This is a genomic window from Ruminobacter sp. RM87 (genome assembly GCF_000701925.1).
Lineage (GTDB): Bacteria > Pseudomonadota > Gammaproteobacteria > Enterobacterales > Succinivibrionaceae > Ruminobacter > Ruminobacter amylophilus.
In genome coordinates this window covers 1-6,760 of record NZ_JNKD01000085.1, presented here as the reverse complement: position 1 = coordinate 6,760, position 6,760 = coordinate 1, and the positions used below count along the sequence as shown (strand labels likewise).

3 protein-coding genes and 1 pseudogene are annotated in these 6,760 nt (G+C 31.8%); all 4 read right to left on the bottom strand.

All coding sequences use genetic code 11. The features are described 5' to 3' along the window. Window positions 1-398: 398 nt before the first annotated feature. Window positions 399-2,015, bottom strand: a complete 1,617-nt coding sequence (locus tag T489_RS0111620; RefSeq protein WP_031580192.1) for a polysaccharide deacetylase family protein — start codon at window positions 2,013-2,015, stop codon at window positions 399-401. A 1,360-nt stretch (window positions 2,016-3,375) separates the two neighbouring features. Next, window positions 3,376-4,572: pseudogene (locus T489_RS13775) on the bottom strand (IS256 family transposase). 212 nt (window positions 4,573-4,784) lie between these two features. Next, window positions 4,785-6,245, bottom strand: coding sequence for a hypothetical protein (locus T489_RS0111605; RefSeq protein WP_031580190.1), 1,461 nt, complete (start codon window positions 6,243-6,245; stop codon window positions 4,785-4,787). A gap of 65 nt (window positions 6,246-6,310) precedes the next feature. Continuing rightward, the coding region (locus T489_RS0111600; protein ID WP_031580189.1) for an SIS domain-containing protein at window positions 6,311-6,760 on the bottom strand (450 nt) is incomplete at its 5' end.

Sequence of the window (6,760 nt, the reverse complement as noted above, 5' to 3'; positions counted from 1 at the left end):
TATCTTTCCACTTTTGAAGCAACCAAAAAATGGACCATGCCTCTAAGAAACTGGGGAGTAATCTACGGTGAATTTCAGATAATGTATGAAGGCCGATTACCAGACTGATTTCCGGTATGAACAAAAGACGGAAGCTGAAACTTCCGTCTAGGAATTATTTTGTTTTTTAATAAAAATGGTTAAATTTCAATAGAAATAATTGACTATTTTATTTATAAAACATAAATCTTGACTTATAAAAACAAACAGGTAATATTAATAACACCAAAGCAGTGACCTTCTGGTTACTGCTTAAAAAATTTTCTCAGGATATTTTTCTATTTACAGAAAGATTTTCACATGCTCTTATTTTTTTATGTATCTGTTATCCTAATCTATTTAATTTTTTATCTAGATCTTTATAATATCTTCGATAAAATTTCTTCTAATTCTGTTCGAGCACCGATATCTATACGTACAAGGTTATATTTTTCCCTTAATTTAATATTTTTTCCCATTCTATGGACATTGATACCTAATTTAAATCCTAACCATTTTAATGTATCAATAAGATACGTATTTGCATGACCAAAAGGAAACACTAGAATATTCGATAAAATCATATGATTATCCGCACTTTGTATATCTTCCAATAACTCTTGCATATATTCTGAAGGTTTTGTGTACATTGTTAATGAGCGATGATTTCTCGTATGACTTACGAGATCAAAATCATTGTTATTACATATCGTCACTGCTTTATCCAGATTGTATGTAACGGAATTAAAGCAGATATCGTCTTGCTTATCTGTAATAATTGCTAGACAAGGTTTGACATTAAATGTGCTAAAAATGCTTCTATAATTGTAATTTAGACAATATTCAAATCTAAAGTCGTCAAATACTGGAACAAAACATCTTTTCGGTAATTTTTTATCATGACAATTATAGAAAAAAGCGACATCCTTGATTGATACAGGAACATATTGTTTTTGGGTTAAATATTCAAACAAATAATACAATCTATCTTTGTTAACATATCGATTGACATTGCTATCTTTTGAGTTAATTGTACTCAATGAGCAATCCTTGATACCATGTCCTTCAAAAATTAAAATATGAGGATTAGCGGATGATATGACAGCATCGTTTACGATTTCCGCGTCGTTTAACCCGTTAGTGTTTATTATAAAGTCTGTGTAATCTATACCTAGTTCATCGCTAAGCAACAAATCGTAATTGTCATTAGGCGTTGTAGCGTCAACAATTTGCTCTCCATCTATAACAGTATAGATTTTATTGTTATATTTAATTATCTCAACTTGATGGAACATATTATCAATTTGAAAAGGTACAAATAGAGGGGCTGAATCTTGGATCTTATAAAACTCATTAGATTTTTTATCTTTTTTAAGTAAAACTGAATTAACTAATGAGGTTTTAGAAAAAGGAGCTAATTGACTGCTTTTTTTGTTTTCTATGATTTTATGTTCTAGATAAAAATTATCCAACTGACTTAACGCATTATATAATTGCTCAAGCAACGGATAATCAACGAAATCAAAAGAGTACTTTAATTCGTTATCGTATACGATAAATGTATTACCTGTGTTTTCTACATAAACATTATTATGATTTCCTGTATATTTAATATAGAAAGCAAAGTCGCCAATATTAGAGCGTTCCCCACTATGTATTGATCTAATAATTTTGAAATTATTAAATTGAATTCCTCCTGTTAGAGTTGAAAAAAACTGTGATTCAGACTGGTCATTTATTTTTAAGTCTGTTTTATATTGATGAAGCTTAATTGGTTTTAGTGTAGATGTAGCATTATTTATTTTGATAAACACAAATTTTCTATTAAAAAATTCATCTCTTAAAAGTTCTTTTTGAAATTTAAATTTGAATCTTATATTAAAATTAGCTGATGAAAAAGGTATAGCTACTCTGTAGAAACTTTGTTTTAATTCTTTCACATATTCTTTTTCCCATTTGTAGAATTCAAGCATATATTCTAATGTACTGAAATGCATAATTTGATTACCTCTATTACTTCACGGTTGTCATATATTAATAGTCGCTAATTCACTATTCCAATTTGTTCCTTAAGAAAAATCGTTACATAACTTATTCTGTGCAACTTGTTTTAACATGTATTGATTTTTAGAAAGATTTTTCCCTAAAAAAAGATCACATAGATGTGTGATAAAAATTTAAAAGCTAGAAATGGGGATGTAAAGCGTCTTTTATTATATAGTCGTACTGAGAAATATAAATAAAAAACATACACCACGGAAATAGTAGACTAGATGACCAAAAATTTTTTCTAAATTCTTTTTTTCCTTCTTTTTCATTAATAGCTTTCGCTGTAATTTTTGAGAGAGTAATTACGTGCTTTATTTGTTAAATATAAATGAATAGTAAGTATCACTATCAATGTTTCTATGCTTGCCTGACATTATTTTTTCCATTACTGATGAATTATTTACAATGAAGTCCTAGTTAAAAAACAAAAACTGTCCTAACAGAATACTTAACTGTAAAATTGCTACCAAAAAATCCTTGTGTATAAGAGTGATTCCAAGTCGGAAGATGTAGTTGCGTTATTGTAGATATTTCTTTAAAAAGGTTACGCGCTGTTTGTTATGTAATGTACCACTGAACTTCTTGTATACAAAACAACGCTGTTTTATGAATGGGCGTAGTAAAACACATTAGTCAGACCTAATATCTCTATATGGCAGTTGGTACTAATAGCATGAGATCCTTTTCTTGACTGTATGTTATAGGCTGGAAAGTGAAAATATTAGGCTTATATTGAAGTTTAATCCAAAATGGATAAGTATTCTTATGAAGAATATGTGGTGTAACGGAAATGACAACAAGTATAGCTTTTTATTGTTACATAACTAAAGATGAAATAATCATAATTTACGTTAGGTAGACGAGTAACAAGATTTTTTCTACAAACATAAGCATAAGCTATTACGCAGATTTAGAATCCTACAGTGTTATAAGTCCAGGTCTATGTGCATAAGACATTGCTATATATACGCAATAATCAAACGACACAAATAAAGACATAAGAAACATTTGAGGAGTTTTTGAAATTCAAAAGAACAATTGGCGAAAAACATCTTAAAGATAGCGTTAGATATTATGATGATCTGGGGGCAAATTTATTGCACAGAAAGTATTTAAAAAGTTGTTGTGAAAAAGCAACAGCCATGTTTTTCAAAACGCTCGGTCGCTGGTTTATCAAGTAGATAGCCTATGTTCAGAAATTCGTATTAGATCTGCACGAAGAATTTGCCTTCAAAAAACGTCAGAACAGACACAAACAGAGAGTGAACGCGATTCCGTGTAAAACCTTGTTAAGCCCCTTTTGAAAAATTATCTAATGTACCTAGCTATCCTTGTACTGGTTTCATCAAGACAGGATAGCTGGTTCAAAACCTTTGCCCAATTCTGTATTTTAGCATTGTTCCATTTCTTAGCAAGTTCGCCGGTAATTCTATGGTAGAAAATTTTGAATACCGAGTTTTCATTTTCAAAGAATCCTTTTTGGTTACTTTCCTAAGGCTGGAATTTACAGACTCAATGGCATTGGTCGTATACATCACTTTGCGTATGTCGGCCGGATAATTGTAGAGCTGACGTACATGGTTAAAATTGTTCTCCCAGACTTTTACGGCTCCAGGATAGTCAGAACCCCATTTGTCTTTTAAAGATTCAAAGGCGGCTTCAGCCGATTCCAGATTAATGGCTCCATACATAGCCTTACAGTCAGCACAAAATTCTTTCAAATATTTTGAAGGAATGTACTTTGTGGCATTTCTGATAAGGTGAACAATACAACGCTGAACAACAGTCTGAGGGAAAATGGAATGGACTCCTTCTTCGAGGCCGGATACGCCGTCCATGGATAGGAACAAAATATCTTCAACACCTCTGGCCTTGATGGAATCAAAGATTTTCATCCATGTGGATTTGGATTCTGTAGGACTGATATAAAGACCTAAAACTTCCTTAAACCCTTCATAATCAACGCCAAGAAGCACATACACTGCGTGATTATCAACAACACCTCGCTCATTCTTCATTTTGACGTAAATACAGTCAACAAAAACAAAGCTGTATAGAGGTTTCAGAGGTCTGTTCAGCCATTCTTTTACGTCGTTAAGAATGGCATCCGTAATAGTAGAGATTTTATCCTGTGACAGTTCAAAACCATAGATATCCTGAATCTCTCTGGCTCATGCCTCGGGCATACATTGCCAAAACCCTGCCTTCAATCTCTGAAACATCCTTCTGATGCTTAGGTACTACGACAGGCTTGAAAGAACCATCTCTGTCTCTGGGAACGGATATTGAGGTTTCACCAAAGGAACCATGAATGGTCTTCTCGCCATAGCCGTTTCTGCGATTCTCGGTTTCTTTTGGTTCGGATGAACTCTTATCATAACCAAGATGTGCATCCATTTCGGCATTAAGCATCTTCTCAAAAATAGGTCCAAAGACGTCCTTTAAGGCTTCATTAACGTCCTTAGCATTTTGTACGTCATAATTATTGAGAATTAAATCTGCAATTTTTCAGCAGCTGGATTTCGCTTAATATCTTTTTTTGCCATATTCATATAACTCCAATTAAGTCTTTAATATTAACAGACTTAACAGGAATACACGAATTTTATGTCACTCCCTACAAAAATCAATACATGTTTTTAAAAAACACCTTTATCGCAAGGATTAAGGTTGAATTTTATTTTCCCCTCAAGAATTTATGTTTGAAATCTGAATTATTAGTTATCATCAGGTTTTGTAGTTTCATTTAAGTAATCTAAACAGTATTCCTTCATATTTTCATAAATGTACTGAATTTCTTTTGTATGGACGTCATTTAGGAAATTTATTACATTTTTAGAAGAGTTTTCAGGTATAAAAAATTTATTACGCTCTGTCCATGTTTTTGAATCTAATTCTAATTTTTCTACGAGGTTAGACCTAAAATTTGAAGATAATACAAAATCCTCAAATTTAATAAACGAGCACCTCTTGGCTGAATTCTCATCAAGTGACTCTTTTTTTTGGGATAATAATTCTCTGTTAGCAATTTGAGAATTTGTGAATGCAACAATATTATTGTCAAAATCAGCACGTTCTTCTAGTTGAGATACAAATATTGATCTAGGATCCCTTTCAACGCAAATTAAATCAACAGAGTCAAAATACTTAATTAATTGTAAATTGCGAAAATGAATCGCGTTATCTAACAACGGAATTTTGTTATTAGGAGCGTCTATTGTTGCTATATTTAAAATAGCAGTAGCTAATAATTTTGCTGTCTTATTTACGGAAAGTAGATCTCGTTTTTTGGCATAAATAATTAAATTTGAGAGTATAGAAGAAATTTGAATAACTCCTTCAGCATATTTGAAAGGATCCTTGATATTAAATTTACGATAAAATAAAATTTGTTTATATACGTCATCTCGAATAATTGGGTAACAACCTAATAAATTAATAAAGAAAAACTCTATAGCCCATTTAGTAACGAGTTCGTCTATAACATCTAAATTTTTATCCCAATTGTCAATTATATAAGTTAAACCAAGAAAACTTTCCTTTTCTTCTATAATCGATAATTCACCACCTAAGACTGGATAAATTGATGAAAATTCTCTTAAATAGTCATATACTGCACTACTTCCAGACCATCCCATACCTGATACTACTATAGCTCTGAAATTATGTAATTCACAGTTGATACTATCTGCTAATGGATTAAAAATAGAATTTAAAATTATGTCAAAAGCGTTACTATAGTATTTTATCCACTCTTTTCCTACGATTTGAGTTAATAATTTACTATATTTTTTGCAAATATTATCTTTGGTGTCAGATTTTTGAAAAATATTGTTAGATATGTCATAAGCTGTCAAAGCTTGGTCTGAAGAACAAGATAACCAGTAGTTATAAGCTTCGTTTGGTTTTTTAGAAAATAAATTCCTAGCTGACAATCTTGTATAAGCATAACATTTCCATGGTAAAATACCTTTGATTTTATAACTTATTCTGAAATATTGAAGAACTTGTTCATAATTTTTATTCTCAAAATTTCGACATAATTCTTTGTTTATAAAGTCAATTAATTCTTTCTCATTAATTTTGTATTTTGATATCATAGAATCAATTACCTGCAATTGTTCAGACACAGAATCAATGGAATTAAAAAAGCCTAGTTCTTTGTTATTAAAAATCATAATTTTCTCCAATAAGAAACACTCATTTTTTATCTAATAATAGGATTGTGTAATATCAAATAACATTATTCAACTGTTACGCTTTTAGCCAGATTTCTAGGCTTATCCACGTCAGTTCCCTTGAGTACCGCAACCTTATACGCTATAAGCTGCAGCGGTACCGTATAAACTATCGGCTCAATCACTTCCTCAACCTTCGGTATTACAAAATAACTGTTTTCCGGTATACCTGAAGCTGAGAATGAAACTGCGGACTTCTCATCGCTGATGAGATATACAAATCCCTTTCTGGCCTTAACAGATTCAATGTTTGAGCGAAGCTTGTCCAGCAGTCCGTTTGACGGAGCAACTATTACCGTAGGCATGTTCTCATCAATCAATGCTATAGGACCGTGTTTCAGTTCCCCTCCGGCATATGCTTCAGCATGGATGTAGCTTATTTCCTTTAACTTTAGCGCTCCTTCCATGGCAACGGGCCAGTTGATGCCTCTTCCCAGGAAAATGCATCCCTTAAA

What these genes read in the sequence shown, in the direction of transcription:
- T489_RS0111605 (WP_031580190.1), bottom strand. Translation starts at nt 6,245, where the DNA reads ATGATTTTTAATAACAAAGAACTAGGCTTTTTTAATTCCATTGATTCT.
- T489_RS0111620 (WP_031580192.1), bottom strand. Translation starts at nt 2,015, where the DNA reads ATGCATTTCAGTACATTAGAATATATGCTTGAATTCTACAAATGGGAA.